Origin of the sequence: Caulobacter sp. D5, assembly GCF_003185805.1 — a bacterium.
In the GTDB taxonomy this organism is placed as follows: domain Bacteria; phylum Pseudomonadota; class Alphaproteobacteria; order Caulobacterales; family Caulobacteraceae; genus Caulobacter.
Window position 1 is genome coordinate 1 of sequence record NZ_QHJY01000101.1, and the last position, 25,012, is coordinate 25,012.

Sequence of the window (25,012 nt, forward strand, 5' to 3'; positions counted from 1 at the left end):
TGCGCGGGCCCCGGCACCGGCGCCAGCAGCTACTACAGCAACCTGACCAACACCCTGCTGCCCCTGGCGACGACCAGCGGCGGCGCGGGCCTGACCTCGGCCCAGGCCACGGCCGTCCAGCCCATACTGGCGGCGGCCGGCGGCCCCTCGGCCGGGGCCAGCACCCTGGTCGGCGCCCTGATGGCGAACGGCTTCACCGCCACCCAGGCCACCGGTCTGGTGACGGTGGCGCTGACCGCCAACACGGTCGCCAACGGCACCGGGCTCTACAACTACGCCACCGGGGCCTCGATCGACGGCCGCGCGGCCGACCTGTCGGGCAACGAACTGCCCAACTCCCCGCACTGGACCCTGTCGCTGGGCGCCCAGTACACCTGGGACCTGCCGTCCGGCTGGTCGGCCACCGTGCGCGGCGACTACTATCGCCAGAGCGAGCAGTACGCCCGCATCTACAACACCGAGTACGACCGGCTGAAGTCGTGGGAGAACGTCAACCTGACGCTCAAGATCGAGAAGCCGGAGCTGGGCCTGTCGTTCGACGCCTACGTCAAGAACCTGCTCAACGACACGCCGATCACCGACGCCTACACCACCGACGACACCTCGGGCCTGTTCACCAACGTCTACACGCTGGAACCCAGGCTGTACGGGATCAGCATCACCAAGACCTGGTGATCCGGCTGAACCAGGTTCGTTGAAAAAACGAGGGCGGCGGGTGCAAATCCGCCGCCCTTCCTGCTTTCAGGCCTGTGACTTAACGACTCTGCAAGGCCAAGTCGTCCAAGCTGTGAACTCAACGTCGTCCAGCCCCCGGCCGCATGGAAACGCTCGCCCGCCTCATCGATCGCCGTGAACCGGTCGATCCTCAGACGTCCTGCCGGACGGTGCTGGAGATCTTCGCGAGCGAACCGCGCCTGGCGGCCCTGGCGGTCACGCAAGGCCGCGAGCCGATCGGCCTGATCTATCGCGACGTCTTCGTCGGCCAGATGCTGGTCGCCGCCGAACATCTCAACGAACGCCCCGTCACCGAGGTCATGGACCCCGAGCCGCGCAGCGTGCTCGTGTCGATGGACCCCGGCGTCTTCGTCGACGCCCTGGCCCAGAGCGCCACCCCCGTCTTCCGCACCGCCTTCGTCGCCACCGACGAGCACGGCGGCTATGTCGGCGTCGGGGGCCTGGCCTCTCTGCTGGCCTCGCACCGTCGCAAGCAGCGCGAAGCCCGCGAGGCCATGGGCCTGGTCGAGCGCATGGCGCACGACATCGGCCTGCACCTGGACGGCGTCCAGGCCTTCACCGACCGGCTGGAGCACCAGCGCCTGGCGCCCGACGCCGCCGCCTGCGTGCGCGCCATCAGCGACACCAGCCGCGACATGAGCGACATCCTCGGCCGCGCCATGGACCTGCACCGCGCCGCCACCGGCGGCCTGGCTTTGTCGCCCGAACCGACCCGCCTGCGCGACCTGGCCGACGCCGTCGAGGCCCGCTGGGCGCCGCGCGCGGCCGAAGGCGGCTCGACCCTGCTGTTCTCCTACGACGGCGAGCCCGAGGCCGCCGCCCTGATCGACCCCTCGCGTCTGCTGCAGGTGTTCGACGCCCTGATCGACGGCGCCCTGGCCCACGGGCGCGGCGTGATCGAGGCCAGCCTGCGCGCGCGCCTCGACGGCGACCGCCTGCGCCTGGAAGGCGACGTGCGCGACAACGCCGCCGCCGTCACCGCCGAGGAACGCCTGGCCCGCGTATTCGACCCGCTCGGCGAAGGCCGGATGGACGACCGCGCCGAGATGGCTCTCGGCGTCGGCATGGCCCTGGCCCACCGCGTGCTGCGCGAGATGGGCGGCCAGGTGCGCGCCGAGCCCAACCGCGGCGCCGGCCTGACCCTGCGCTTCGCCCTCTCCGCCCCGGTCGCCGAGGCGCTGTTCGACGACGCCGAGGAAGTGACCGTCTCGGCCCGCCCCGCCCACATCCTGATCGTCGACGACAACGCCACCAACCGCATGGTCGCCGAGGCGCTGTGCGAGATGTTCGACTGCACCTCCGAGCAGGTGACCGACGGCGTCGAGGCGGTCGAGGCCGCCCGCACCGGCCGGTTCGACCTGATCCTGATGGACATCAAGATGCCGCGCATGGACGGGGTGGCCGCCACCCGCGCCATCCGCGAGCTGTCCGGCCCGGCCGGCGCGGCCCCGATCGTGGCCCTGACCGCCAACGCCGGCCCCGAGGACGTCGCCGTCTATCTGGCCGCCGGCATGCAGGACGTGGTCGAAAAGCCGATCAAGCCCGAGCGCCTGGCCGTGGTGCTGAGCGCCCTGCTGGCCGGCGAAGACGAGCAGGAAGCAGCCTGATCCGCCCTGGCTGATCAAGCTCCCCAAGACTCAACCTCTACGAAACTCAAAGACACCGAAAGTTGTCTCAAGATCTGGCTTGAGTAGAGCCCGCGACAGATCGACGCCGCTACTGGCCTGCGCGCCAAAGTAGCTCTAAGTTGTTGTTCGAGCGGGAGACGAGAGCGTCGTGTTGAATTCGGCCGAACAGCAGGCTTGGGATTTCCTGAGCAAGGCGCCGCACTACGGCGCGCCGGCCGAGGTCGAAGAGCATTTCGGCCGCGCCCTGGCGGCCTTCGGCTACGAGCGCTTCGCCGCCACCCTGGTCAACGCCGAGCGCTACGGCAAGGAGCCCCCGGCCCTGTCGCGCCAGGACTTCGAGGCCTGGGACAGCCGCTACTGGGGCGAACGCTACGTCGTCCACGACCCGTGCGTGAAGCTGCTGCTGAAATCGAGCAAGTCGTTCGCCTGGACCGACGCCAAGCCGCTGGGCGACCAGCGCGCCCACGCCATGTGGGGCGAGGCCTCCGAGTTCGGCATGAACGACGGCTATGTGGTGCGGGTGTTCGGCCCGGCCGGCCACGAGGTGCTGATCCGCATGGCCACCAACGCGCCCGACACCGACCCGGCCGCCCGCGCCGTGGTCGAGAGCCTGGCCACGGTGTTCGGCACCATCATGCTCAAGCACTGGGAACTGCAGGACGACAATCCCGACTACGGGGTGATCTCCGAGCGCCAGGCCCAATGCCTCTATTGGGCCAGCCGCGGCAAGACCGACTGGGAGATCGGCGCGATCCTCGAGCTCTCGCCCCGCACCGTCCACCATCACGTCGAGGCGGCCAAGAAGCGGCTGGGCGTGGTCAAGCGGCAGGAAGCGGTGATGAAGGCTGGCGAACTGGGCCTGCTGAAGGCCGAGTGACTCCACACGCGTAACGTCGATACGCGGAATTTCACAACCTTGAATATGGTTCGGCGATCTGTTAGGTCTTCGACGTAGTCGTTTTGCGCCCGCGCGGAACGCTAATTGTGGTCGTGTGTGCGCCAGCGCACAGACCAATTCCCTTTAAAACCTGGAAATGCCTCACGGACTGAGGCGGCGTGCGCATAGGCCGTTTGGCCTATCGGTGATTGGGCGGATCATACTGCCTAATGCGAGCTGTCCAGAACGGGGGACAGCATCGCCATGATCCACATCGTCACCTGCGAAAATCGCCACCTTTATGGTCCCCAGCTTTGGGCCATGCACGAAGAACGTCGCAAGCAGTGCGTCGAGAAGAACGGCTGGGTCGACCTGGTCGTCCTCGACGGCGGCGAAGTCGACGACTACGACGACGCCCGCGCCATCTATCTGCTGGGCTTCGACGACGACATGCAGCTCGAGGTCGGCCTGCGCCTGCGGCCCACCGACGACCGCTGCATGCTGGCCGACAAGTTTCCGCACCTGATCGCCCCGGGCGAAAGCCCCAAGAAGGGTCAGGACGTGTGGGAGGCCAGCCGCCTTTTCACCACCGAGGCCTATCGCGCCAAGAAGGGTCCAGGCCGCGGCACGCGCGTGTTCGAAGCCTGGGCGGCGGCCATGGAGCTGGCGCTGGTCAACAACGTGACCCGCTTCGTCGGCATGATCGACATGGCGCTGTATCCGGGAATCATGAACTCGCCGATCGACACCCGACTGGTCGGTCTGCCCCGCCCCTACGAGTACGGCGTGGTCGCCGGATCGGAAATTCTCCTGTCGCGAGAATTGCTCCAGCGGGTTCGCGAATCGATCGCCATCGAATCGACCGTGGGCTATCACGTCGACGAACTTGACCTGCGGGCCTTCGGTGATCTGGTCGCCGTGCAGCGCCAGGTGCTGCGGGCGATGACGCCTCAGATTCTTCCGGGTTCGGAGCGTGACGAAACCCTTTCCGCAGAAGCGCTTTTCCGCTTGCATGACGCAAGCGGCCAAGCTCGGCGGATCTGGAGCGATCGCGGTCAGAAATCGGAGTTTCAGCTTAACGCTTAGGCGGAGCATAAGCTCCACCTCAGCGACGTAGCGCCGCACCTGACCTAGCTCGACTTTCGCCAACGCCCCGGTCGTGTCATTTTACACAAACAACCGTTGGAGGCGAAAAAGTTGAGTGAAGAAACCGAAGGCCGGCGACCCAACCCGGTCGATCTGCACGTCGGCGGACGAGTCCGGATGCGTCGTAAACTCCTGGGCGTGAGCCAGGAGCAGCTGGCCGATTCCCTGGGCCTGACCTTCCAGCAGGTCCAAAAGTACGAGCGTGGCGCCAACCGCGTCAGCGCTTCGAAACTGTACGAAATCGCCCGCACCCTGCAGGTGCCGGTGTCCTTCTTCTTCGACGGCCTTGCCGACCCGATGAACGGCGCCGAAGAGGACGAAGTCGGTCACCACGCCGAACGCGTCGTTCAGGAATTCCTGACCACGCCGGAAGGCCTGGAACTGGCCGAGGTGTTCCCGAAGATCAACCGCGGCCGCGTCCGCCGCCAGGTGCTGGACCTCGTCCGCGCCATGGCCGAGGAAGCCGCCCGGGCCGACGCCTGATCCGAGCGATCACCGAGTAAACTGCTTAGAAGAGCCTCGCCTCCCCCCAGGCGAGGCTTTTTCTTGGTCTGTACATCAACGCCTGCATGTCAGCCGGCGTTAGCGCGGCTCTGGGCCGCCAGCCAGATGCGCTTGGCCGTCTGGGCCCCGGCGGGGGCCAGGCCGCGCAGGTCGTGGCTCTTGAGGAAGGTCAGGCCGATCTCGCGGTCCTTGCGCCACGCCACCTTGGCGTCGTGGGCGAAGCCGCCGACCAGGTCGACCAGCTGGGCGCTCGCCGGCGGCGTCGATCCCGACAGCATCTGCACGCGGGCTCCGCCGTCCGACATGTCCTTGATCACGCAGTCCCAGGCGAAGGCGCCGCACAGCACCTTGCCGGACCTGTTCGTGGTCAGGCGCGGCGAGGTACGCCGGTCAGCCCCCGAACGTGAATCGAATATCGACATGCCTCAAGGAACGCACGGCGCGGTTAATCGGCCGTCTGTTCCAAAGGTTTTTCCGATATTTACCTAAAGCTTGAGCATACCGATCAGGCCGCGTCGCGCGTCGCGTCGGGCCGCCAGCCGTTGCTCAGCAGGTCGATGGCCATCAGGTGCGCCAGCTCCAGCACCTGCCCCTCCAGGCTGTCGAGCAGGGCCAGCCGCCGGTCGGGCGACGGGGTGTGGGCGTAGAGCGCGCACAGCACGTGCAGGCGGGCGCGGATGCTGGGCGGCTGGAAGTCCGAATGCAGCAGCGAGGGCCCTGCCAGCTCGGCCGCCGACACCCCGCGCCGGCCGAACGGACCGGTCGGAAGATCCTCCGACGCGTCACCGAGACCTGGCCACTGCTGCGACGGAACCGACTGCCTGGACATGACTGAACTCACGCTTTCCTGCTTGGGGTTGAACTGAAGATCAGGCCACGAGGGCCGGGGCGCCGCAGCGCATGCCGTTGGTGCGGACGTCGGCCTCGCCCAGGCCCACGCCGAGCATGCCGGTCAGGCTGTTGATCACCTGGTCGAGCGGCGCGGCCGCGGCCGCCAGCACCGGCGTCAGGGCCGTCAGCACCGCCGACTTGCCCAGGCCCAGCTGGATGCCCAGCAGATTGACGTCCAGCGTCAGGCCGGTGATCAGCGTGGCTACGGTCGTACCGACCAGGTCGTTGGTCTTCACCGCCTTGACCGTGCGGGCCTTCACCTCGGCGCTGCTGAACACGACGTTGCGGAACGTGCCGCCGCCCAAGTCGACCTTGGACGAGCCGTCCACCGTGAACAGCGGCGCCTGGACGATGCGGCCCTTGGTCGGGGTCAGGGCCTGCTTGAAGTTCGACAGCTTGCTGGTGTCGACCTGGCCGATGGTCAGCGAGCCGACGCTGGGCTTGACCGCCAGGGTCGTGGTGCGGGCCGTGCAGTCCAGAGCGGCCAGCTTGGCCTCGCCCGACGCCAGTTCAACCATCAGCGGCACCTTGATCTGGGCCGCGCCGCCCAGCAGGCTGCCCGACCCCAGCAGCTTGGCCTCGACATAGAGCCGCGTCTGGACGGTGCGGATAACCACCGACTTGTCCTGGGTGACGGTCATGAACGGGGCGTTGTTCATCGGCTCGCCGATGGCCAGCCAGGCGTCGACGTCGGCCAGGCCCGGGATGGCGGTTCCGAGATCCAGCTGAACCTGGCGCGAGCCGTTGCTCAGCATCAGCATGGCGTTGGCCAGCTGCATGGCGTCGATGCCGACCGCCGCGCCCGCCCCGCCGACCACGCGGTCCTGGCGGGCGTAGGGGCCGGCGTCGATCAGCGCGCTGAGCTTGATGCTCTGGTTGGCGTTGGTGGCCGAGGACAGCACCTTGGCCGCCGCCGAGGCGCGGGTCTGGCCGGCCGCCGACAGCACGTCCGACAGCACCGACAGGGCCTTGCTGGTCTTCACGTCTGTGGCGAGCAGGTCGTTGTAGCTGGCCGCCTTGACGCCGAGCTTGGTGTTGAGCGCGTCGAGATAGCCGAACAGCTCGATGTCGGCGCTGGCGAGGGCCTGGTAGTCCATGACCGACAGGCTGACCGAGCTGCCGGTCAGGCCCGTCAGCAGGGCGTTGGCGACGCCGCCGTCGATGCTGGCCAGGCGCGTGCCGATCGAGAAGCTGGCCAGATCGGCGCGGGCGGCCGTGGCCTGCCGGCGGATCGGGATCGAGGGACGTCCAAGCAGGGCCTGGCCGAAGAACAGGTCGGCCTGGCCCTCCAAGGTCACGCGGGCGGCGTCGGGCGTGGTCGCGCCGCTCTGGAAGCGCTGGGCGGCGGCCGTCTTCTGGGCGTCGTAGCGGCCCTTGGCGACCTGCACGGCGACGGCTCCGCCGACGGGATTGACCTCGACCGTCGCGCTGGCGGCGCGATCGGCGCGGTCGAGGTCGGCCGCCGCGGCCAGGGCCGCAAGGTCGGCCACCCCCTGCAGGCGCCGAGACTGCAGATAAACCGAGCCCAGGTCGACGGCCAGGGCGGCCAGGCCGACCCCGCCGGTCAGGGCGGCGGCGGCGATGATCGCCACGCCCCCATCACGGTTGGAAAGGAAACGACGCACCACTCAATACCCTCCCAGACGGACGACCGCCTGACGGGTGATCAGGCTGGACGGCATGGGAGCGATCTTGGCGAAGGCGAAGGCCACGCTGTTGGAGGCGTCATAGGAGACCGAGATCACCGCCCGGTCGCCGCGATCGGTGACCTTGGTGGTCAACCGCGTGGCGTCGAGACCGGCGTAGTCGGTCACGCCCTCGGCGGCCGAGGCCTTGGCCAGCTGGCTCCGTTCAGTGGCGTTGAGGCCGGCCACGGCGGCCCGGGCGGCGTCGTTGGCCACCTGCTGCACCGAGTGGGCCATCCAGAAATAGGAGCCCCAGCCGACCATGCCGATCACCATGGCGATCAGCACCGGGCACACGAGCGCGAATTCCACCAGAGCCGTCCCTTGCTGGTCGGCGCCGAACTTCCGGATCGAACGCGGCTTCCTCATCTACGCCTCCCGTACCCGGCTGGGACGAACACCCTTTGGGTTGTGAAGCGAGATTAGTTCGACCTTGGCTGTCTCCGCGTTCGTACGTGTAATCCGGATTTCGCGAAGTTCGCGGACATGGAACCCGCATCCTCTGCGACGTTCTGCCACCCCCCAGACTGCGTTGCCCCCGTACTCAGCCGCCGGTAACTTTAGCGCGCAACTGACCAACCATTCCGAGAGTTTGCTTCAGTGAATGCGTAGCGTCCGGATTCCACGCAAATCTGGAGGGCGACATGAAGTCGCGCGACATCGCACCCGCAAGGGTGACCGCCGGAGAAATCAGCCGCAATTTCGGCCAATGGCAGGATGTGGCCCTGTCGGGGCCCGTCATTGTCACGCACCATGGCCGTCCACGGGTGGTGATGATCTCGGCCGAGCACTACGCCGCCGCCGGCCTTACCGAAGGTCCGGGCGGTCACGACAATGATTCCGAGCTGCACACGGCCGAGACCGCGCGATCGGCGATCCTGGGCCACATGAACGAGGCCTTCGTGGCCCTCGACCCCGACCTGCGCATCACCGCCGTCAATCCGGTGTTCGAGGACCTGAAGGGCTCGAGCGCCGCCCAGCTGATCGGCGCGGCCTGGAACGAGGTGTTCAACGCGCCGTCCCAGGCCCTGATCGGCGAGCAGTTCCGCCGCGTTCTGCGCACCGGCGAGACCCTGGAGTTCGAGTCGGAGTCCACCGTCCAGGCCGGCCGCTGCTTCGGCGTGCGCGTCTTCCCCTATCCCGGCGGCGTGGCGGCCCTGTTCGTCAACCGCACCGAGGAGCGCGACCTGCGCGGCCGCCTCGACCGCGCTTCGGCCCTGGAGACGGCCCTGGCCGTGCTGCCGGGCCTGGCGACCGCCCGGCTGAACATCCGCGGCGTGCTGGCCAGCATGGACGCCGACTTCCTGACCCTGACCGGGTTTTCGGAAGCCGAACTGCGCGACTGCCGGCTCAGCGACATCGTCCGGCCGGCCGAGCGTCGCGGCCTGACCATGGCCGTCGAGCACGCCCTGCAAGGCGACCCGCCGGCCCGCCTGTCGGTGACGTTGCTGGTCAAGAACGGGGCGGAGCGGACGGTCGAGCTGGGGCTGGCGACCATCCGGCGAGACGGCGTCCCCGACGGCGTGCTGATCGCGATCGCGGCCTGACCGCTATACCGTTAACTTGACCGTACGGAACAATCGCCCGCCAATGCGCTGTAAGCGCTTGTCTTTTTGATGATCACAAGGCAAACCCGAAACGTTGGTTTTCGTATACGGAAGCGGCGTCATGGCGGGCTCGCCCATTCCACATCCAGTCGACACCCATGTCGGCGCGCTGATCCGCGCGCATCGCCGCGCGGCCGGTGTTTCACAAGAAGAGCTGGGCAAGGCGATCGGCCTGACCTTCCAGCAGGTGCAGAAGTATGAGACCGGCGAGAACCGGATCAGCGCTTCCAAGCTGGTCGAGGTGGCCAGGACGCTCAACGTGCCGATCTCGGCCTTGTTCGACGGCCTCGACACGGGTCCCGACGGCGAAAACCTGATCGTGCGCTTCACGGCCCTGCGCGACGCCAGTCCGTTCATGCAGGCGGCCGTCGAGCTCCCCGACGCGATCCGGGCGGAACTGTTCAGGCTGGCCACGGTCTACGCCGCCGAGGACGGGGCGACGTCCTGATCACCGGCCGACGACACAGCCATAGTTTGCCATAATCGCTTGCTCTACCTATAGTAGCCAATCCGACACATCCGGGGGGATGCGGCTATGGGCGAAGCGAACACGGTGAAGGTCCCGGCGCGGAGCGGCGTCGAGATCGGCGAGGTCGCCGCCGGCGAAAGCTGGCGCTTTTCGGCCCACGGCCGGTGGTGGGACTGGTTCGTGCCGTCCGGCCCCGGCGGTTATCGTTTCTTCCTGGCCGACATCCTGGACCTCTATCCTGTGTCGAAGGACAGGCCGTTCTTCGAGCTCACCGCACGGGTGAAGGGCTATCCGACGCTCTATCCGATCGGTCGCGGCGCGACGGTGACCTTCGAGCAGACGGGCGCGGTCGAGCTCTTCGCCAACGACATCGAGGGGGCCGAGTGGAACAACTGGGGAGAAATCGAGGTCTCGTACGAGCCCTGCGACTGCCCCGAGCCCCTCCCCGACCACAGCCAGTACGACGGCCTGCCGGGCAAGTGGACGCTGCTGCGCGACACGCTGGACAAGACCAAGGGCGTCGGCTCGACCGCCATCCTCACCCTGGCCGCCGGCGCGGCGCTGGTCTTCGTCCAGCAGGGTCGGGACCTCGTGCGCACCGTGGCCGAAGGCGACTTCTCCGGCGACACCGCGGTGCGCCAGATCTTCTTCGCCCTGACCCTGCTGTTCCTGGCGGTGCAGACCTGGATCTGGCCCCGCCTGATCATCCTGTCGAACTACGGACGCGATCGCCAGGCCTGGACCCCCAGCTGGCTGCTGCGCTGGACGCCGAGGCTGCTGGGCCTGGCGCCGTTCCTGTTCGTCATCGGGGCGCTGTTCAAGAACCCCGCGCCCAATACCGGACTGATCGCCGCCCTGGTGCTGATCGGCCTGGGCTTCTTCGCGGCGATCATCGCCCAGTACGACGCCCGCAAACGGATCAGGGCGTCGGCGAACGCCAGACGCGAACCCGACCTGCCGCCGCGCGAGCCGCTGCGCATCGGCCGTCTGTGGGTGATCGCCAGCTTCCTGATCAGCCTGACCGCGATGCTGTGGGCGATCTTCTTTCCCGTCGCCTTCGGCTGGACCCTGGGCGCGCCGGCCGTGGCCTTCCTCGGAGTGGGCTGCATCATCCCGGTGCTGGTCGTGCTGATCCAGACCGGCGACGCCGCGCGCGTGCCGACCCTGGCCTTCTTGGTGGTCGCGGCGGCGATCTTCGGGCTGTGGGTCGACAATCACCCGGTCGGCTGGCGGGCGGCCACGACGCCCTACCACGCGATCGCGCAGGACCAGCGGCTGACGCTTGATAAGGCCTACGAGGACTGGGCCAGGCAGGCCCCGGCCGGACCCGACGGCGCGCGCACCCTGGTGCTGGTCGCCTCGGAAGGCGGCGCATCGCGGGCCGGCTACTGGACCGCCGAGGTGCTGGCCTCGCTGCACGAGAAGACCGGGGGCAAGCTGGCCCACAACCTCTTCGCCATCAGCTCGGTCTCCGGCGGCAGCGTCGGTGCGATCGGCTATGCGGCGGTGCTTCAGGACCGCCCGAACCTGCAGCCGAAGGATCTGCGCGGCGCGGTCACCGACTTCGCCGGCCGCGACTTCCTCAGCCCCACCTTCGGCGGGATGCTGTTCCCCGACCTGCTGCAGCGCCTCGTGCCCGTGGCCCTGCTGCCCGACCGGGCCCAGGGCCTGGAACTGGCCTTCGAGGCCGGATGGCGCGAGCACTGCAAGGACGTTCCGGGCTGCGACCATCCGGATCTGCTGAGCCGGGGCTTCAGCCAGTTCGGCCCCACCGACGGCGCCTGGCGGCCGCTGGTCATCATCAACGGCGCGAGCCAGGAGACCGGCCGACGCATCCTAACCAGCCGCCTGCGCTTCAGCCCTTGGGAGATCGACGCCGACGACTTCTACAACGTCGTCGATCGCGACGTTCCGGTCTCGACCGCGATCCACAACGGCGCGCGCTTCCCCTGGATCAGCCCGGCCGGAACCCTGACCCGCAAGGACGGGTCCGGCTCCGGCCATATCGTCGACGGCGGCTATTTCGAAGCCGCGGGGGTCGAGGTCCTGCGGGAGCTGGCGCCGGCCCTGCGGACCATCGCCGAGAAGCGCGGCGACAAGCTGCGGATCGTCTTCGTCTATATCGGCTATCGCGAGCGCACCGACGAGGCCCTGGCCAGCGCCGCCGCGCCCGTGGACGAACCGAGGGCCAACAGCTTCCTCAACGAACTGAGCGCGCCGCTGAAGGCCCTGTTCGGCAGCCGCTCGGCCCATGCCGGCCACCTGCAGCGGGAGCTCAAGCTGGAAGCCTCGGGCGATCCCCGGGACATCAACCCGATCCTCTATTCCTCGACGCCGCTGGCGCACTACGAGCCGATCCTGCTGTGCAAGCAGACGGCCGCGCGGCCCTTCGAACCGCCGATGGACTGGGCGCTGTCGGGCTGCGCCAAGGCCTATATGCGCAAGGCGGCCGGCGGGACGGCGACAGCGGAGGGGCGGCAGAGCGCCTGCCGCAAGATCCTCGACCAGCCGATCCCCTGCCAGGCCTCGCTCGACGCCGCCATCGCCCGCGCGGCGCGTCAGGCGCTGGGCGGGCCGCCGGAGCCGAGGACGCCGGCGGCGGCGGTGCATCCCTGAACGGCGCCAAAAGCACCGCAACCGCTCGGGGAGCGGAACAAGTTCAATAAATTTTCGGAAGAAACCGTTGGTGGCTGGGGGCGGGATCGAACCGCCGACCTGTGGGTTATGAATCCACCGCTCTAACCATCTGAGCTACCCAGCCGCCGAAGCGGAGCGGGCTTATAAGCGCAAACTGACGCCGGCTTCAAGCCCGGTTTGCGATGTCATCCACAACTGCGCCAAGGCGCCGCGCGAGGCTGTCGGGACCATAGTCGGCCAGCACCGCTTCACGGGCCTTTTCCCCCAGCGCCAGCGATCCGGCGGGGTCGGCGACCAGGGCGGCCAGGGCGTCGGCCAGGGCGACCGCGTCGCCCGGCGGCAGCAGGCGGCCGCTGACGCCCTCGACGATCATCTCGTCCGGACCCGGAATGGCGCTGGCCGCGACCGGCAGGCCCACGGCCATGGCTTCCAGCAGCACCAGGGGGAAGCCCTCCTGGTAGGACGGGAAGGCGAAGACGTCGCCCGTGGCCAGGAAGGCCGAGGCGTCGCGCCAGCCGACCAGGCGCACGCGGTCGGCCAGGGCGTGCTGGGCGATCAGGCCTTCCAGCCTGGCGCGCTCGTCGCCCTCGCCGGCGATCTCGACCTCGAAGGAAAGCCCCCGGTCGCGCAGAAGCGCGGCGGCGGCGATCAGCACGTCGAAACCCTTCTTGGGATGCAGGCGGCCGGCGGCGACGATGCGCGGCGGGCGGCCAGGCTCGGCGAAGGGCGTCGCCCGCACGGTCGGGATCTTCACGGCGTTGGGCACGAAGTGGACGTGGGCGGCAGGCACGCCGCGCTCGATCGCCAGGTCGGCGAGGTGTCGGCCCACGCAGATGTAGTCGGTGCGCGTGGTCTCGATGTCGAAGACCGGCTTGTGGACGCAGATCGCCAGCCGGGTCGACTTCGGCGCGGCCTTGGCGAACAGGCGCGCGGGCCGCTGGCCGTGGCTGAGGATGATGGCGGGCTTGACCGCCTTCACGATGCGGCGGGCCGCGCCCAGGGTCAGGGGATCCCAGTCGGTATAGGCGGGCATGGACAGCAGCGGCGGGGTGCGGCCGGCCTGGGCCTGCGCCACCTTGCTTCCCGCCCGCACCACGCCCGCGCACAGGCCGCCGCGGCGGGCCGTCCAGGTCTCGAGGATCGGCTGATAGTCGAGGAACACCTGTTCCAGGCCGCCCAGACCCTTGCCCAGCATGGCGTGCAGGATGGCGGTCAAGGCGGTCTCCGAAACTGGCGGGAAAAGAAACTGTTGGGAAAACAGGGGGCGAGAAGCGCCGGAACCTTCCCCGCGAGACCCACGCTGTCAATGCGCCGGCCGAAAATCAGGCCCGGCCCTCGCCGCCCCCTCGCCTGCCGGGAGAAAAGCCAGTTATGGTCGCCTCATGCGCTCATCCTTGATCTTCGCCGCCTCCGCCCTTCTCGCCATGGCCGCCTGCGGTCCCGGCGAGGCCCAGAACAGCGCCGCCCCGGCCGTCACCGCCGACGGCGGGCCGGTGGAGACGCGCACCGCCAACGCGCCCGACCAGAAACCGGCCTTCGCCGGCCAGACCCGCGCGCCCCTGAAGGCCGCCGGCGCCGCCTATCAGGTGCAGGTCTTGGCCAAGGGCCTGGAGCATCCCTGGGCCATCGCCTTCCTGCCCGACGGCTCGGTCCTGGTGACCGAGCGCGCCGGCCGCCTGCGCATCCTGGCCAAGGACGGAACCCTGTCGCCGGCCGTCGCCGGCCTGCCGGCGGTGGACGCCAACGGCCAGGGCGGCCTGCTGGGCCTGGCGGTCGATCCGCACTACGCACAGAACGGCCTGATCTACTGGAGCTATGCCGAGCCGCGCGACGGCGGCAACGGCACGACCGTGGCCTGCGGCAAGCTGGTTCCGGGCGCAGCGCCCAAGGTCGAGGACGTTCAGGTGATCTGGCGCCAGACCCCGACCCTGGCCTCGGCCCTGCACTTCGGCGGCCGGCTGGTCTTCGCCCGCGACGGAAACCTGTTCGTCACCACCGGCGAGCGCTCGATCATCGAGGGCCGAATGCAGGCCCAGCGCCTGGACGGGACCCTGGGCAAGGTGATCCGCATCAAGCCCGACGGGTCGATCCCCGCCGGCAATCCCTTCGCCGGCCAGGACGGGGCCAAGCCCGAGATCTGGTCGATCGGCCACCGCAACCTGCAGGCCGCCGCGATCAATCCCAAGACCGGCGAGCTGTGGACCGTCGAGCACGGCGCCAAGGGCGGCGACGAGCTGAACATCCCCCGCGCCGGCAAGAACTACGGCTGGCCGACCATCACCTATGGCGAGGAATATTCCGGCAAGCCGATCGGCGACGGGATCACCGCCAAGGAAGGCCTGGAGCAGCCGATCTACTACTGGGATCCGGTGATCGCGCCCTCGGGCATGGCCTTCTACGAGGCCGACCTGTTCCCGGCCTGGAAGGGCAGCCTGCTGGTCGGCTCGCTGAAGGAGCACCACATCGCCCGCCTGACGCTGGATGGCGACAAGGTGGTCGGCGAGGAGCGCATCGCCACCGAGTTCGGCGAGCGCATCCGCGACGTGGTGGTCGGCCCCGACGGCGCCGTCTGGGCGGTGACCGACGAGGAAGACGGCAAGGTGATCAGGATCGCGCCCAAGGGCTGAATTTCACCAAGGCGCGATTGACGCGAGGCGACAACCTGAGACTGTGATCACCAATCCAGTCCCGAGTCCGCATCCATGCTCGACCGTCGCCAGACCCTCGCCCTGCTCGCCGCCCTGTTCGGAGCCGGCGGGGTCGATGCGGCCCTGGCCGCAGACGCCCCGACCACCGCCCCGATCATCGCCCCGATCATCGCCAAGGTGCGGCTGCAGGGACGGCGCGTGGTCATCGACGTCCTGCTCGACGGCAAGGGTCCCTACACCTTCATCATCGACACCGGGGCGGTGATCAGCGGCATGCGGCCCGATCTTCCGGGGCAGCTGGGCCTGCGCAAGCTGCGCGACGTGCGCCTGAACCAGGGCAAGGTCTTCCCGCTCTACGCCGTCGACGACGTGGTGTTCGGCGGCGCGGTCCGGCAGTCGGGCGTCAGCCTGGCGGGCCTGACCGACGTCAAGCTGGACGGCGACGGCCTGCTGGCCGCCGGCATGCTGACCAGCTTCGACAGCGAACTCGACTTCGAGGCCGGCCTGTGGCGGGTCTGGCCCGGCGGCTTGGCCGATCGCAGCGGTTTCACCCGCCTGGAATCGGACCTGCGCGAAAGCAACACCGTCGCCGGCTCGCCGCGCATCGTCGCCGCCGTCGAACTCGACGGCCAGCCGCTGCGGCCGCTGCTCGACACCGGCGCGCCGAACGCGCTGTACATGGAAAACCGGCTCGGGCGTCAGTTGGGCTTGTGGAACGACGAAACGCCCTACGCGCCAATCCGCCCGCGAGGGATCGCCGGGCCGACCAAGAACCTCTCGCGCATCGTTCGCGCCAAGCGGTTGAAGGTGGGGTCGGAAGTCTATGAGAGTCCCCTGGTCGTGGTCCACGCGCCGCAGGAACTGACGTCCGGCTCGCTGATGGGCCTGCCGATCCTGCAGACGCTGAACCTGTCCTTCGACCGGGGCGACAACGCCCTGTGGGTGAAGCGCAACGGGCTGCCGGTGGCGGCGACGACCTACGCCCGCTCGGGCCTCTGGGTCGATCTGGAGGGATCGGAGGTGCGGGTCACCGAGGTCGGCGCGGGAAGCCCCGCCGCCAAGGCCGGCGTGCAGCCCGGCGACATGGTTCGCGGCGCACGTTCCGTGCGCGAGGCGGTGGCCATGACCAGCGGCCCGGCCGGACGCGAGGTGACCTTGCCGCTGACCCGCAAGGGCCAGCCGACCGAGGTCCGCTTCACCCTTTCCGACTACCTGTAGCTAGTCGACCTCGCGGCGCGCCCGCCAGGCCTTGCGAGCCTCGGACGGCTTGCCCTTGACCAGGGCCCCGGCCGCGACACCGGCCAGGAACGAGGCGGTGGGGTGGGCCAGGATGATGTCGGCCACCCGCTCCTCGATCGGGGCCTTGCGGTGCTTGGCCTGGTGATTGGACTGGGCCAGGGCCCAGATCGCCACCACCGCCGCGGCGATTCCGGCGACGATGGCGTGAGCCCAGGCCGTGCCGACGATCGAGGCCAGGAAGGCGAACACCGCCATGGCCCCCGACACCGCCGCGATCGCCGCGGCCATGACCAGTCCCGCGCCCCGCACCAGGCGCGAGGTCAGCCGCTCGATGAAATCGTCCACCATCGCCCTCTCCGTGAAACAGCCTATCGGCTAACGCACGAGCAGGGGTTTGGTGTCAGCCGGCCGACACAAGGGCGCGTGGCAGCCGAAAGTGTGAGCGGTTTCGGCGACCGCCACGCGTCAAGAAAGCAGCTCTGCTACCGTTTCGCCGATGGCGAGGCTGCTGGTCAGGCCCGGGCTCTCGATGCCGAACAGCGCCACGAGGCCCGGCAGGCCGTGGGTGTCGGCGCCGCGCAGTTGGAAGTCGGGCTGGGGCTCGTCCGGACCATGCAGCTTGGGCCGCACCCCGGCGTAGTCGGGGCTGAGGGCGCCGTCGGGCAGGCCCGGCCAGAACTTGCGGATATAGGCGGCGAAGGCGTCGGCCCGGTTCGGATCGACGGAGTAGTCGGGCGCGGGCACGTATTCGAGGTCGGGCCCGAACACCGCCTGGCCGCCCATGTCGTTGCGATAGTGGGTGCCCAGCGCCCCATGGATCGGCGGCGGATAGACGAGGCGCTGGAACGGCGCCTTGCCCATGAGCCGGAAATAGACGCCCTTGCCGTAGTGGGCGGCCGGGATCTGGTCGGCCGGAAAGCCCTCGATGCTCGCCGCCACGGCCTGGGAAGACAGCCCCGGCGCGGTGACCAGCAGGCGCGTGGTCAGGGTGGTCGGCTCGGCGCCGCCGGCCCGTACGGTGAAGCCGCCGCCCTCCAGCGGGGTCGCGCCCTCGAACGGCGTGGAGAGCACCACCGCCCCGCCGGCGGCCTCGATCTCGCCCTGCAGGGCCAGCATGTAGTCATGGCTGGCGAAGACGCCGCTTTCCGGCGACAGCAGCGCCGCGTGGGCGTTGAGGCCCGGCTCCAGCGCCTGGGCCTGGGCGCCGGTGAGCCGTTCCATGCCCTCGACGTCGTTGGCCAGGGCCTGGTCCCAGATGGCGTCGAGGCGGGCGATCTCGTCGTCGCTGGTGGCCACCACCAGCTTGCCGCACTTCTTGTAGGCGACCTTGTGGGCGTCGAGGAAGGCATAGAGCCGCCGCCGCCCCTGCACGCACAGCCGGGCCTTCAGCGAACCGGTCGGATAATAGAGCCCGCCATGGATCACCTCGGAATTGCGCGACGACACGCCCTGGCCGATGTGGCCCTCGGCCTCCAGCACGGCGACGATCAGCCCGCGCTGGCTCAGAGCGTAGCCGCAGGCCAGCCCCACGGCGCCGGCGCCAACCACCACGGCGTCGAAATCGAACTCGGTCATTTGAGGGTCGCTGAATGTTCGATGGAACGGATGATCACCGCGTCGTCCGCCACCTCGTAAAAGATCACATAGGCGCCGTGCGGCAGTCGGCGAAAACGAGGGTGGCTGGCGACCGCCTGAGCCATATAGGGCGCAAAGGCGAGCTGCTCGAAACGCTCCATCAGGCTCTCGATAAAGCGGACGCCGGCGCGAGGGCTGTCCTCTGCGATATAGTCGCGAATTCGCGTCAAGTCGCGCCGAGCGCGCGGCGTCAGGAAATAGGGAAGGCTCACTCGCCGGAGGCCTTGGCCCGCGCCTTCAGATCCGCCAGCATTTCAGACAGGAATTGACGGCCATCGACATGCTCGGCCGGATCGACGGCTTCCATTTCCAGTTCGTCGAGCAAGGCCTCGAGCTTGTCCGAACCACCGACGATGTCGACCGCTCGGCGATAGTTGAGCTCCGCCAGTTCGGCAGCGACGCCCTCTTCCAGCGAAGCGAACTCGCCCCGCTCGACCCGCGCCAGGAGGCCAGCCGCGTCCTCGGCGCTCAAGGTCACCGTCACCTGGTCTGGATGTCGAACCGGCCTGTTCATGGCGGGAAGCCTAGCACGAACCTCCCCGCCCGCCACGGCTCATGGCGTGCCGGGCGCTCGCCCCTGCGTTGCGAGCCGCATGAAACTTCGCCATAAGCGGTGCGGGGGATTTTCCATGACCGTACGCCTTCTCGCCCTGGCCGCCAGCCTCGCCGTCGCCGGGCCAGCTCTTGCCGATCCCGCGCCGCCCGTGCGCGAACTGACCGAGGGCGTCGTCTGGAAGAGCAAGCCGGGCCAGATGGATCTCGATCGTTATTACCCAGAGGAAGCGCGCCGAAAGGCCCTTTCCGGCTGGGCGCTGATGCGCTGCCGGGTGTCGGCCAAGGGCGAGATGGAGGCCTGCCGCGCGCCGGCGTCCTCGCCCGAGGGCGCGCATTTCGACGACATGGCCCTGAAGCTGGCCCCGAAGTTCCGCATGGAGCCGACCACCGCCGACGGCCAGCCGGTGGGCGGGGCGATGATCACCATCCCCATCACGCTCGTCGGCGGTCCGGACGGCGGAAAGCCTCCGCCGGTCAGCTACCAGCCAGGACGCGCGGCCGCCGCCCTGATCCCGGCCAAGACCGGTTCGATCCCCTGCCCCGCCGCCGACGCCCCCGACCAGCAATGCCATTTGCAGGCGATCACCTGGGAAGACAGGCCCGCGCTGACCGTCGCGGCTCCCCTGATCCTGGCCGTGGGTCCCGCCGAGGGCATGGCCAACCTGGAATGCACGGCGCGCGCCGGCCAGCTCGTGGACTGCGAGGCCAGCGGTCCGGCCCTGACGCCGGCAGCGCGCGAGGCGATGCTGGCGCTGGCCCCCGCCTTCAAGCCGCCCAAACGCGCTGCGGGCGGCGCGTCCACCGAAGGCCAGCGGATCTTCACCGTGTTCGACTGGACCACGCTGAGCCGGATCTACGGCGCGGTGTACGGCGGCAAGGCCCGGTAGGAGGGCCTCAGCCCTCCCACTGCCCCCACAGCTTCGCCGCCGTCGCCTTGGCCTTCTCGACCGCCGCTTCCTTGACGTGGCCATAGCCGCGGATCTCGGACGGAACCTCGGCCAGCTTCAGCGCCAAGGCCTTGCGCTCGGGACGCAGGCCGGCGACCAGGCGATCGAGCGTGACCTCGTAGTCGGCGATCAGGCCACGCTCCATCCGGCGCTCCTCGGTCTTGCCGAAGATGTCGAAGGCCCCGCCGCGCAAGCCCTTCATGCGGGCGATCATCGGAAAGGCCAGATCCAGCATCCAGCCGCCGAAGGCGATCTTGCGCGGCTTGCCGTCCTTGCCCTTGGGCGCGATCAGCGGCGGCGACAGCCAGACCTTGGCCTTGCCGCCCTTGAAGGTCCCGGCCAGTTCCTGGGCGAAGCGGCCGTCGGTGTAGAGACGGGCGACCTCGTACTCGTCCTTGTAGGCCATCAGCTTGTAGAGATTGGTCGCCGCCGCGCGGGTCAGCGGCAGGTCCGCCCCTTCGCCGACCATGGCGACCTCGGCGTGGCGCACCTTGGAAATCCGCTCGGCGTAGTGGGCGGCGTAGTGGGCGTCCTGGTAGGCGACCAGATCCTCGACGCGGCGGGCGATCAGGGCGTCCAGCGGCTCGGTCTGGGGCGTGGGGACGTCGGTCGGCTTGTCGCCGGCCGCGGCCGGGTCGAAGGCGATCTGGCGGCCCAGCTCGAAGGCCTGCAGGTTGGCGTCGGCGTCCACCCCGTTCAGCTTGATGGCCCGGTAGAGGGCGCGGCTGGAGAGCGGGATCACCCCGCGCTGCCAGGCGAAGCCGACCATGATCATGTTGGCGTAGATGGCGTCGCCGAAGCGGCTCTCGGCCAGGCGCTGGGCCGGACAGGCGTCGAAGGCCTTGGTCGCGGCCTTGACCCGCCGGGCCATCGCCCCGCCGTCGAAGCGCACGTCGCGGCTGGTGACGAAGTCGGCCGTAGGAGCGAAATCGCTGTTGCCGAAGGCCATGGTGCGGTCCTTGGCGTAGAGCGACAGGGCCTCGGGGCTGGCGGCGACCAGCAGGTCGCAGGCGATCAGCACGTCGGCGCTGGCCGCCGGCACGCGGCCGCCGACGATGGTGTCCTCCAGCTCGCCGATCTTGACGTGGCTGAACACCGCCCCGCCCTTCTGGGCGAGGCCCGTCATGTCGACCACGCTGCCGGCGCGGCCGTCGATGTGGGCGGCCATGGCCAGGATCGAGGCGACGGTGGTCACCCCGGTGCCGCCGACGCCGGTGAAGATGATCCGCCGCACCCCGTGGAAGTCCTCGAACGCCGGCAGCGGCGTGGAATCGACCGACAGCGGCGCGGGCTTGACCTTCTCGCCGGCCTTCTCGGCGCCTTCCAGGGTGATGAAGGACGGGCAGAAGCCCTCCAGGCACGAATAGTCCTGATTGCAGCTGGACTGGTTGATCTTGCGCTTGCGGCCGAAGGCGGTGTCGAGCGGTTCGATCGACACGCAGTTGGACTTCACCGAGCAGTCGCCGCAGCCCTCGCAGACCAGCGGGTTGATGAAGACCTTCTGGGTCGCCTTGGCCATCGTCCCGCGCTTGCGGCGCCGGCGCTTCTCGGTGGCGCAGGTCTGGTCGTAGAGCAGCACCGTGGTTCCGGGCGTGTCGCGCAGCATCTGCTGCACGCTCATCAGTTCGGCGCGCGGGAAGATCTCGACGCCGGGCGCCAGGTCGGTCACCGCCTCGTAGCGCTTGAGGTCATCCACGACGATGACGGTCTTGGAGACGCCTTCGCTGGCCAGTTGGCGGGTGATCTGGGCGGGGGTGAAGCCGCTTTCGGCGCGCTGGCCGCCGGTCATGGCCACCGCGTCGTTGAACAGCAGCTTGTAGGTGATGTGCGCCCCCGCCGCGACGGCGGCCCGGATCGCCAGGGATCCCGAGTGGTTGTAGGTGCCGTCGCCCAGGTTCTGGAAGACGTGCTTCTCGGTGGTGAAGGGCGCCGCGCCCACCCAGGTCAGGCCCTCGCCGCCCATGTGGGTGTTGAGGTCGGTCGAGGGGTCGTTGAAGCCGGCCATGTAGTGACAGCCGATGCCGGCCAGGGCCCGCGAGCCCTCGGGCAGCTTGGTCGAGGTGTTGTGCGGGCAGCCCGAGCAGAAGAACGGCTTGCGGGCTTGGTCGGCGGCCAGGCTGACGGCGGCGACGCCGGCGGCCGAGACGCGGTCGAGATAGGCCCGGGCGCGCTCCATGTGCGGCCCCGGCGGCAAGCGATCGTAGATCGCCAGGGCGATTTCGGCCACCGACAGCGAACCCAGCTCCGACAGCAGCGGATGGCCCTTCTCGTCGGTCTTGCCGATGATGCGGGGCCGGGCTTGCGCGGGAAGATCATACAGCGCTGCGCGCGCTTGGGGCTCGATCAGGGCGCGCTTGTGCTCGATGACCATGAGCGTTTCGAGACCGGCGGCGAAGGCGCGCAGGCCCAGAGGCTCCAGCGGCCAGGGCATGCCGACCTTGTAGACCGAAACGCCCAGATCGGCGGCTTCCTGCAGGCTCACGCCCATGGCCGAGAAGGCCTCCAGCACGTCCTTGTAGGCCTGACCCTGGCAGACGATGCCCAGGCGGGCCTTGCCCACCCGCACGTGCGAGGCGCCCAGCACCACGCGGTCGATCTGGTTGGCGCGGGCGAAGGCCAGGGCGGCGGGGATCTTGTGCAGACGGAGCCGGCGCTCCTTCTCCATCGGCTGGTCCTTCAGCCGGATGCCGAGGCCCCCGGGCGGCATCGGAAAGTCCGGGATCACCGCGTGGTGGCGATCCAGCGACACGTCGATGGTGACGCCGCTGTCCATGGTGTCGGCCAGGGCGATCAGGCCGGTCCACAGGCCGGAGAAGCGCGACATGGCGATGCCGAGAAGCCCGTAGTCGAGCACCTCCTGCACGTCGGCCGGCGACAGCACGGGGATCTCGAAGTCCTGGAAGGCGAACTCCGACTGCGACGGCAGGGTCGAGCTCTTGCAGGCGTGGTCGTCGCCGGCCACGGCCAGCACGCCGCCGGTCGGGAAGGTCCCCGCGAAATTGGCGTGCTTGAAGACGTCGCCGGTGCGGTCGACGCCGGGCGCCTTGCCGTACCAGAGGCCATAGACGCCGTCGTGGGTCGCGCCGGGGAACAGGTTGGCCTGCTGGCTGCCCCAGACGGCGGTGGCGGCCAGGTCCTCGTTGAGGCCTTCCTTGAAGACCACGTCGTGGGCGGTGAGCAGCTTGTTGATGCGCGCGGCCTGCTGGTCGAGACCGCCCAGGGGCGAGCCGCGATAGCCCGACATGAAGCCGGCGGTGTTCAGTCCGGCGAGTCGATCCAGGCGCTTTCGATCGAGCAGCACACGGAGCAGCGCCTGCACGCCAGTGATGAAGGCGCGACCATCTTCGAGCACATATTTGTCGTCGAGCGTGACTTCCGAGTGCCGCATGGCAAAATTTTTCCTCCCGGGTCTTTTCGCCCGTCACGCAATATCTTATAGAAGCGCGGAAATTGTTTGCCCAAGGCGTGCCCGACTCGTGTCGGTTTTGCGCAAGATCGACGCGTCAAACACCCTCTGGGGGGAGGAATTCTTGTCCGAACAACTCGACGCCGTGGATGCCAAGATCCTGGATCTCATCCAACACGACGCCGGACTGTCCGTCGCCGAGATCGCCGAGCGAGTCGGGCTGTCTTCCAGCCCGTGCTGGCGACGCATCAAGCGACTGGAAGACGCGGGCGTCATCCAGCGCCGCGTGACGATTCTCGACCGTGAAAAGCTGGGCCTCGGCTTCGAGGTCTACTGCACGGTCAAGCTGTCGCTGCCGACCAAGGAGAACCTCGAGACCTTCGAGCACGCCGTGGCCAAGTGGGCGGAAGTCGTCCAGTGCGCCACCGTGACCGGCGCGGCGGACTACGAGATGCGCATCGTCACCCGCGACATGCACGCCTTCGACGAATTCCTGCGCGACAAGATCCTGTCGCTGGGCCTGGTGTCGAACATCGAAAGCCGCATCGTCATCCGCGGCGTCAAGAACTCCACGGCCGTGCCGCTCGGCCTGGTCAGCCCCTACGTTAGCCCGCTGGGCTGAGGCTCCCGTTCGGGGGCGGCCTGGGCCGCCCTCGACGAGACCCCTTGCATCCGACGCCGGATGCGTCCTCCATTGGGCACAAGGTCGGGCTACATCGACCGGGAGGACACGCCCCATGGGCCAGCACGTCGAGCCTGCGGCCGGCGCAGAGCGCTACAGGCGCTTCGCCGACTTCTATCCCTTCTATCTCTCCGAACATCAGAGCCGCACCAGCCGCCGCCTGCACGTGGTCGGCACGGGCCTGGTCATCATCAGCCTGGTGATGGGCTTCACGGTCAGCCCGTGGTTCTTCGCGGCCGCGCCGGTCGTCGGCTACGGCTTCGCCTGGGTGGGCCACTTCGTGTTCGAGAAGAATCGCCCCGCCACCTTCACCTATCCGCTGTTCAGCCTGATGGGCGATTTCCGGCTGTTCTTCGAGACGGTGGCGGGTCGCCGGCCCTGGTAGCACCAGGAATTCGCGCGTTCGCACGCGGTTTTCAGATTGGCGCCGCACTTGCTGCTTAGGTTGGCAAGCGACCCATTTCGAGAAAGCCGCCGCCAGATGTTCCAGAAGAAGAAAGACGCTCCCGCCCCGCTGGCCCTGGAGCCCCTGGCGACCACGCCCGCAGCCCAGCAGCCGCAGGCCGCCGCGCCGGCTCCGCCGCCCCGTCCCAAGCCCGCCTCGTTGATCGCCCAGGGCCTGACCATCCGCGGCGATGTCTCGGGCGACGGCGAACTGCACCTGGACTGCCTGGTGATCGGCGACATCAAGGTCGGCAAGCTGGTCCTGGGCCCCAACGGCCAGGTGGAAGGCTCGATCGCCGCCCAGGCCATCGAGATCCACGGCAAGGTCAAGGGCACGGTCGCCGCCCGCGCCGTGCGCCTCTACGGCACCGCCAAGGTCGAGGGCGACATCGCCCACGAGCAACTGGCCATGGAGACCGGCGCCGACTTCCAGGGCCGCAGCGTCAAGTTCACCCGCCCGGCGCCGCAGCCGGCTCCTGCCCCTGCCCCGGCTGCCCCGGTCGCGACCACGCCGGCCGCCTACGCGCCCGCGGTCGGCTGAGCGCTGGAAACTGGTCGCGCGATCCGGGTATTGTTCTGGCGGGGCGCTCCAGCGGCGCCCGCCAGTTCGAGTGAGGCCCGCCCATGACGACGCCGACCATCCGCCTCGCCCTGATGCTGGCCGCCCTCGCGGCGGCGGCCGGCTGTTCGCGCAATGACGACAAGGCAGCCGCCCCGGCGGCCGGCGGATCGGCGCCCACGGCGGAATCGGAAGCCGCTCCCGCCGCCGGCGGCCCGCCCCGGCTGATGCGCCCCGGTCTCTGGAAAACCACCGCCCACACGCCCGGCGGCGCCGAGCGCACTACCACCCAATGCGTGGGCGAAGGCCAGGACCCGGCCCTGACCGCGGCCCAGGATACGCCCTGCGGCAAGCCCGAGGTCACCCCGGTCATCGACGGCTTCACGATCGAGCTGGCCTGCACCAAGGACAAGATCGCCTACAGCCTGGCCGGTGTGGTCAAGGGCGACTTCCAGACCCGCACCACCAGCAATCTCGAAATGACCGTCCAGGCCTATGGCGTGAAGAAGGTCATGAAGCTGCAGAGCGAGAGCGTCTATGTCGGCCCCTGCGACGCGGCCGCCGCGGGGTCGGATCAGGACGAGGCGCAGCCCAAGTAGAGACAGCCGGTTTCCACTAGAGAAAATGCCCCGCCTCTAAGCAAAAACCATACCCAAAACAGGCGATGTGGCCCCAACGCCACAAGCGCCGAGCTTCGCGCGTAGCCTCTATTTTTTAC

25 protein-coding genes and 1 tRNA gene are annotated in these 25,012 nt (G+C 68.9%); 15 read left to right on the forward strand and 11 right to left on the reverse strand.

What is annotated here, in order from left to right:
- The 5 genes from DMC18_RS07470 to DMC18_RS07490 form a co-directional block, all read left to right on the forward strand.
- On the forward strand, positions 1 to 675 hold a 675-nt coding region (locus DMC18_RS07470), incomplete at its 5' end, for a TonB-dependent receptor domain-containing protein (protein ID WP_146218004.1).
- Positions 676 to 818: 143 nt separating this feature from the next.
- A complete protein-coding gene (locus tag DMC18_RS07475) occupies positions 819 to 2,342 on the forward strand; it encodes a response regulator (protein WP_110132814.1) in 1,524 nt (507 codons plus the stop codon).
- 169 nt (positions 2,343 to 2,511) lie between these two features.
- The gene (locus DMC18_RS07480; protein ID WP_110119503.1) at positions 2,512 to 3,240 is read left to right on the forward strand and encodes a LuxR family transcriptional regulator; all 729 of its coding nucleotides are present in this window, start codon (positions 2,512 to 2,514) and stop codon (positions 3,238 to 3,240) included.
- Positions 3,241 to 3,504: 264 nt separating this feature from the next.
- Positions 3,505 to 4,326, forward strand: coding sequence for an acyl-homoserine-lactone synthase (locus tag DMC18_RS07485; RefSeq protein WP_110119504.1), 822 nt, complete (start codon positions 3,505 to 3,507; stop codon positions 4,324 to 4,326).
- Between the two features lie 111 nt (positions 4,327 to 4,437).
- Positions 4,438 to 4,869 (forward strand): helix-turn-helix domain-containing protein, encoded by a 432-nt coding sequence (locus tag DMC18_RS07490; RefSeq protein ID WP_110119520.1) that lies wholly within the window; start codon positions 4,438 to 4,440, stop codon positions 4,867 to 4,869.
- A gap of 89 nt (positions 4,870 to 4,958) precedes the next feature.
- On the opposite strand, the gene DMC18_RS07495 is transcribed toward DMC18_RS07490, so the two are convergent.
- The 4 genes from DMC18_RS07495 to DMC18_RS07510 form a co-directional block, all read right to left on the reverse strand.
- Complete coding sequence (locus DMC18_RS07495) at positions 4,959 to 5,312, reverse strand: PilZ domain-containing protein (protein ID WP_110119505.1); 354 nt, start codon at positions 5,310 to 5,312, stop codon at positions 4,959 to 4,961.
- Between the two features lie 83 nt (positions 5,313 to 5,395).
- Positions 5,396 to 5,719, reverse strand: a complete 324-nt coding sequence (locus DMC18_RS07500) for a hypothetical protein (protein WP_199228411.1) — start codon at positions 5,717 to 5,719, stop codon at positions 5,396 to 5,398.
- Between the two features lie 40 nt (positions 5,720 to 5,759).
- Positions 5,760 to 7,409 (reverse strand): pilus assembly protein TadG-related protein, encoded by a 1,650-nt coding sequence (locus tag DMC18_RS07505; RefSeq protein ID WP_233245227.1) that lies wholly within the window; start codon positions 7,407 to 7,409, stop codon positions 5,760 to 5,762.
- Complete coding sequence (locus DMC18_RS07510; RefSeq protein ID WP_110119506.1) at positions 7,410 to 7,835, reverse strand: TadE/TadG family type IV pilus assembly protein; 426 nt, start codon at positions 7,833 to 7,835, stop codon at positions 7,410 to 7,412.
- A 275-nt stretch (positions 7,836 to 8,110) separates the two neighbouring features.
- Between DMC18_RS07510 and DMC18_RS07515 the strand changes: the two genes are divergently transcribed.
- From DMC18_RS07515 to DMC18_RS07525, 3 genes are all read left to right on the forward strand, one after another.
- Complete coding sequence (locus tag DMC18_RS07515; protein ID WP_110119507.1) at positions 8,111 to 9,013, forward strand: PAS domain-containing protein; 903 nt, start codon at positions 8,111 to 8,113, stop codon at positions 9,011 to 9,013.
- A 121-nt stretch (positions 9,014 to 9,134) separates the two neighbouring features.
- On the forward strand, positions 9,135 to 9,521 hold the full coding sequence (locus tag DMC18_RS07520) for a helix-turn-helix domain-containing protein (protein WP_110119508.1): 387 nt from the start codon (positions 9,135 to 9,137) through the stop codon (positions 9,519 to 9,521).
- An 87-nt stretch (positions 9,522 to 9,608) separates the two neighbouring features.
- The gene (locus tag DMC18_RS07525) at positions 9,609 to 12,158 is read left to right on the forward strand and encodes a hypothetical protein (RefSeq protein WP_110119509.1); all 2,550 of its coding nucleotides are present in this window, start codon (positions 9,609 to 9,611) and stop codon (positions 12,156 to 12,158) included.
- 68 nt (positions 12,159 to 12,226) lie between these two features.
- On the opposite strand, the gene DMC18_RS07530 is transcribed toward DMC18_RS07525, so the two are convergent.
- Positions 12,227 to 12,303: transfer RNA gene (locus DMC18_RS07530), tRNA-Met, on the reverse strand.
- Between the two features lie 42 nt (positions 12,304 to 12,345).
- Positions 12,346 to 13,395 (reverse strand): glycosyltransferase, encoded by a 1,050-nt coding sequence (locus DMC18_RS07535; protein WP_110119510.1) that lies wholly within the window; start codon positions 13,393 to 13,395, stop codon positions 12,346 to 12,348.
- Between the two features lie 166 nt (positions 13,396 to 13,561).
- Between DMC18_RS07535 and DMC18_RS07540 the strand changes: the two genes are divergently transcribed.
- Together DMC18_RS07540 and DMC18_RS07545 are read left to right on the forward strand one after the other, a co-directional pair.
- Entirely contained in the window at positions 13,562 to 14,806 is a 1,245-nt protein-coding gene (locus DMC18_RS07540) for a PQQ-dependent sugar dehydrogenase (protein WP_110119511.1), read from the forward strand.
- A 75-nt stretch (positions 14,807 to 14,881) separates the two neighbouring features.
- Complete coding sequence (locus DMC18_RS07545) at positions 14,882 to 16,045, forward strand: aspartyl protease family protein (RefSeq protein WP_110119512.1); 1,164 nt, start codon at positions 14,882 to 14,884, stop codon at positions 16,043 to 16,045.
- On the opposite strand, the gene DMC18_RS07550 is transcribed toward DMC18_RS07545, so the two are convergent.
- The 4 genes from DMC18_RS07550 to DMC18_RS07565 all read right to left on the reverse strand — a co-directional run bounded on the left by DMC18_RS07550 (position 16,046) and on the right by DMC18_RS07565 (position 18,215).
- Entirely contained in the window at positions 16,046 to 16,414 is a 369-nt protein-coding gene (locus tag DMC18_RS07550; RefSeq protein ID WP_110119513.1) for a hypothetical protein, read from the reverse strand. It abuts the gene before it with no gap.
- A 117-nt stretch (positions 16,415 to 16,531) separates the two neighbouring features.
- A complete protein-coding gene (locus DMC18_RS07555) occupies positions 16,532 to 17,641 on the reverse strand; it encodes an NAD(P)/FAD-dependent oxidoreductase (RefSeq protein WP_110119514.1) in 1,110 nt (369 codons plus the stop codon).
- Positions 17,638 to 17,913, reverse strand: coding sequence for a type II toxin-antitoxin system RelE/ParE family toxin (locus tag DMC18_RS07560; RefSeq protein ID WP_199228412.1), 276 nt, complete (start codon positions 17,911 to 17,913; stop codon positions 17,638 to 17,640). The genes DMC18_RS07555 and DMC18_RS07560 overlap by 4 nt, the downstream gene beginning before the upstream one ends.
- Entirely contained in the window at positions 17,910 to 18,215 is a 306-nt protein-coding gene (locus tag DMC18_RS07565) for a hypothetical protein (RefSeq protein WP_110119515.1), read from the reverse strand. Before DMC18_RS07565 ends, DMC18_RS07560 begins: the two co-directional genes overlap by 4 nt.
- Positions 18,216 to 18,330: 115 nt before the next feature.
- Here DMC18_RS07565 and DMC18_RS07570 point away from each other — a divergent pair, with 115 nt between their 5' ends.
- Positions 18,331 to 19,143: an energy transducer TonB gene (locus DMC18_RS07570; protein WP_158285877.1), complete on the forward strand. Its 813-nt coding sequence runs from the start codon at positions 18,331 to 18,333 to the stop codon at positions 19,141 to 19,143.
- Positions 19,144 to 19,150: 7 nt separating this feature from the next.
- Here the strand turns inward: DMC18_RS07570 and DMC18_RS07575 are convergent, their stop codons facing one another.
- Complete coding sequence (locus tag DMC18_RS07575; RefSeq protein WP_110119517.1) at positions 19,151 to 22,591, reverse strand: indolepyruvate ferredoxin oxidoreductase family protein; 3,441 nt, start codon at positions 22,589 to 22,591, stop codon at positions 19,151 to 19,153.
- Positions 22,592 to 22,733: 142 nt separating this feature from the next.
- Here DMC18_RS07575 and DMC18_RS07580 point away from each other — a divergent pair, with 142 nt between their 5' ends.
- The 4 genes from DMC18_RS07580 to DMC18_RS07595 all read left to right on the forward strand — a co-directional run bounded on the left by DMC18_RS07580 (position 22,734) and on the right by DMC18_RS07595 (position 24,893).
- Positions 22,734 to 23,231 (forward strand): Lrp/AsnC family transcriptional regulator, encoded by a 498-nt coding sequence (locus tag DMC18_RS07580; RefSeq protein WP_058348122.1) that lies wholly within the window; start codon positions 22,734 to 22,736, stop codon positions 23,229 to 23,231.
- A 115-nt stretch (positions 23,232 to 23,346) separates the two neighbouring features.
- The gene (locus tag DMC18_RS07585) at positions 23,347 to 23,676 is read left to right on the forward strand and encodes an Mpo1-like protein (RefSeq protein ID WP_110119518.1); all 330 of its coding nucleotides are present in this window, start codon (positions 23,347 to 23,349) and stop codon (positions 23,674 to 23,676) included.
- Positions 23,677 to 23,772: 96 nt separating this feature from the next.
- Positions 23,773 to 24,276 carry a polymer-forming cytoskeletal protein gene (locus tag DMC18_RS07590; RefSeq protein ID WP_110119519.1) on the forward strand — a complete coding sequence of 168 codons (504 nt, stop codon included), beginning with the start codon at positions 23,773 to 23,775 and terminating at the stop codon, positions 24,274 to 24,276.
- An 83-nt stretch (positions 24,277 to 24,359) separates the two neighbouring features.
- Positions 24,360 to 24,893 (forward strand): DUF3617 family protein, encoded by a 534-nt coding sequence (locus DMC18_RS07595; RefSeq protein ID WP_233248092.1) that lies wholly within the window; start codon positions 24,360 to 24,362, stop codon positions 24,891 to 24,893.
- Positions 24,894 to 25,012 lie beyond the last annotated feature (119 nt).

Bases quoted from the DNA above. Each gene is read 5' to 3' on its own strand.
- DMC18_RS07475 (WP_110132814.1), top strand. From the start codon at position 819: ATGGAAACGCTCGCCCGCCTCATCGATCGCCGTGAACCGGTCGATCCT.
- DMC18_RS07485 (WP_110119504.1), top strand. From the start codon at position 3,505: ATGATCCACATCGTCACCTGCGAAAATCGCCACCTTTATGGTCCCCAG.
- DMC18_RS07495 (WP_110119505.1), bottom strand. From the start codon at position 5,312: ATGTCGATATTCGATTCACGTTCGGGGGCTGACCGGCGTACCTCGCCG.
- DMC18_RS07500 (WP_199228411.1), bottom strand. From the start codon at position 5,719: ATGTCCAGGCAGTCGGTTCCGTCGCAGCAGTGGCCAGGTCTCGGTGAC.
- DMC18_RS07510 (WP_110119506.1), bottom strand. From the start codon at position 7,835: ATGAGGAAGCCGCGTTCGATCCGGAAGTTCGGCGCCGACCAGCAAGGG.
- DMC18_RS07515 (WP_110119507.1), top strand. From the start codon at position 8,111: ATGAAGTCGCGCGACATCGCACCCGCAAGGGTGACCGCCGGAGAAATC.
- DMC18_RS07520 (WP_110119508.1), top strand. From the start codon at position 9,135: ATGGCGGGCTCGCCCATTCCACATCCAGTCGACACCCATGTCGGCGCG.
- DMC18_RS07525 (WP_110119509.1), top strand. From the start codon at position 9,609: ATGGGCGAAGCGAACACGGTGAAGGTCCCGGCGCGGAGCGGCGTCGAG.
- DMC18_RS07540 (WP_110119511.1), top strand. From the start codon at position 13,562: ATGCGCTCATCCTTGATCTTCGCCGCCTCCGCCCTTCTCGCCATGGCC.
- DMC18_RS07545 (WP_110119512.1), top strand. From the start codon at position 14,882: ATGCTCGACCGTCGCCAGACCCTCGCCCTGCTCGCCGCCCTGTTCGGA.
- DMC18_RS07550 (WP_110119513.1), bottom strand. From the start codon at position 16,414: ATGGTGGACGATTTCATCGAGCGGCTGACCTCGCGCCTGGTGCGGGGC.
- DMC18_RS07555 (WP_110119514.1), bottom strand. From the start codon at position 17,641: ATGACCGAGTTCGATTTCGACGCCGTGGTGGTTGGCGCCGGCGCCGTG.
- DMC18_RS07565 (WP_110119515.1), bottom strand. From the start codon at position 18,215: ATGAACAGGCCGGTTCGACATCCAGACCAGGTGACGGTGACCTTGAGC.
- DMC18_RS07570 (WP_158285877.1), top strand. From the start codon at position 18,331: ATGACCGTACGCCTTCTCGCCCTGGCCGCCAGCCTCGCCGTCGCCGGG.
- DMC18_RS07575 (WP_110119517.1), bottom strand. From the start codon at position 22,591: ATGCGGCACTCGGAAGTCACGCTCGACGACAAATATGTGCTCGAAGAT.
- DMC18_RS07585 (WP_110119518.1), top strand. From the start codon at position 23,347: ATGGGCCAGCACGTCGAGCCTGCGGCCGGCGCAGAGCGCTACAGGCGC.
- DMC18_RS07590 (WP_110119519.1), top strand. From the start codon at position 23,773: ATGTTCCAGAAGAAGAAAGACGCTCCCGCCCCGCTGGCCCTGGAGCCC.
- DMC18_RS07595 (WP_233248092.1), top strand. From the start codon at position 24,360: ATGACGACGCCGACCATCCGCCTCGCCCTGATGCTGGCCGCCCTCGCG.